The organism is Sporomusa sp. (assembly GCF_057736855.1).
This window is the reverse complement of sequence record NZ_JBYKYF010000037.1, coordinates 14,208-15,417: the sequence shown is the minus strand read 5'-3', so window position 1 is coordinate 15,417 and position 1,210 is coordinate 14,208. Positions and strand designations below refer to the sequence as shown.

Sequence of the window (1,210 nt, the reverse complement as noted above, 5' to 3'; positions counted from 1 at the left end):
CTTGCAAAGCATAGTATAAGCTGTTGCCACTTGGTTGTGAGGACATGCCGGCTAAGGAAGAAATGGCAGTATCCACAATATCTACACCCGCGTCAATGGCTCGGGCGTAGGCATAGATGCCATTACCGCTGGTATCATGCATATGCAAGTGGATCGGCAGATCAACAGCGTCTTTGAGGGCGGAAACCAAGCGATAGGCAGCTTCTGGCTTCAGCAAGCCTGCCATATCTTTGATAGCCAGTATATGTGCGCCAGCCTTCTCGACTTCTTTTGCCAGTTTAATATAATATTTTAAATCATATTTGGTACGTGCAGGATCTAGTATATCGCCTGTGTAACATAAGGCGACTTCCGCCACCTTGCCGGAATTGCGCACAGCATCAATGGCAACTGTCATACCTTCCAGCCAGTTTAAACTGTCGAAAATACGGAAAACGTCAATACCGCTTTCAGCTGCTTGTTTAACAAAGGCGCGAATGACATTGTCGGGATAATTAGTGTACCCAACTGCATTAGAACCACGCAGCAGCATTTGGAATAAAATGTTTGGAACCTGGGCTCGGAGGGTCTCAAGACGTTTCCAGGGATCTTCTTTTAAAAAACGGTAGGCAACATCGAACGTAGCGCCACCCCACATCTCCAGAGAAAACAAGTTAGGCATGCCATGGGCTGTGGGAACAATAACATTCAGCATGTCTTGGGTCCGCATCCGGGTAGCCAGCAGGGACTGGTGGGCATCACGCAGGGTAGTGTCAGTCAATAAGACCTCTTTTTGTTCTTTAATCCAAGCTACCAAACCGTCAGGGCCACGACTGTCAAGAATTTGTTTGGTTCCGCTGGGAAGTGGCGTTTGTGGCGTCTGTGGGAGGCGAACCGGAGAAAAACTAGGCTTAGGCCGTTTCGTAATTCCTTCAAAGCCGTTGACGGTAATCTCGGCTAGATAGTTTAACAGTTTTGTTCCCCTGTCTTGCAGCGGAGAAAATACAAACAGTTCCGGTGAGGTGTCAATGAAGGAGGTAAAATAATTTCCGCTCACAAAATCTGGGTGCTGAATAACATTACGAAGAAACGGGATATTGGATTTTATGCCGCGAATCCGAAATTCATCGAGACAGCGCTTCATTTTTGCGATAGCACTCTTATGGGTTAATCCCCAGGTGGAGAGTTTTACCAGCAAGGAGTCATAAGATGGGGTGATCACTGAGCCTGC

General features: G+C 47.4%; 1 pseudogene. It reads right to left on the bottom strand.

Features of this window, described 5'->3' with window-relative positions:
* Nucleotides 1-1,210: pseudogene (locus AC29Z1_RS04245) on the bottom strand (pyruvate carboxylase); the annotation flags it as partial.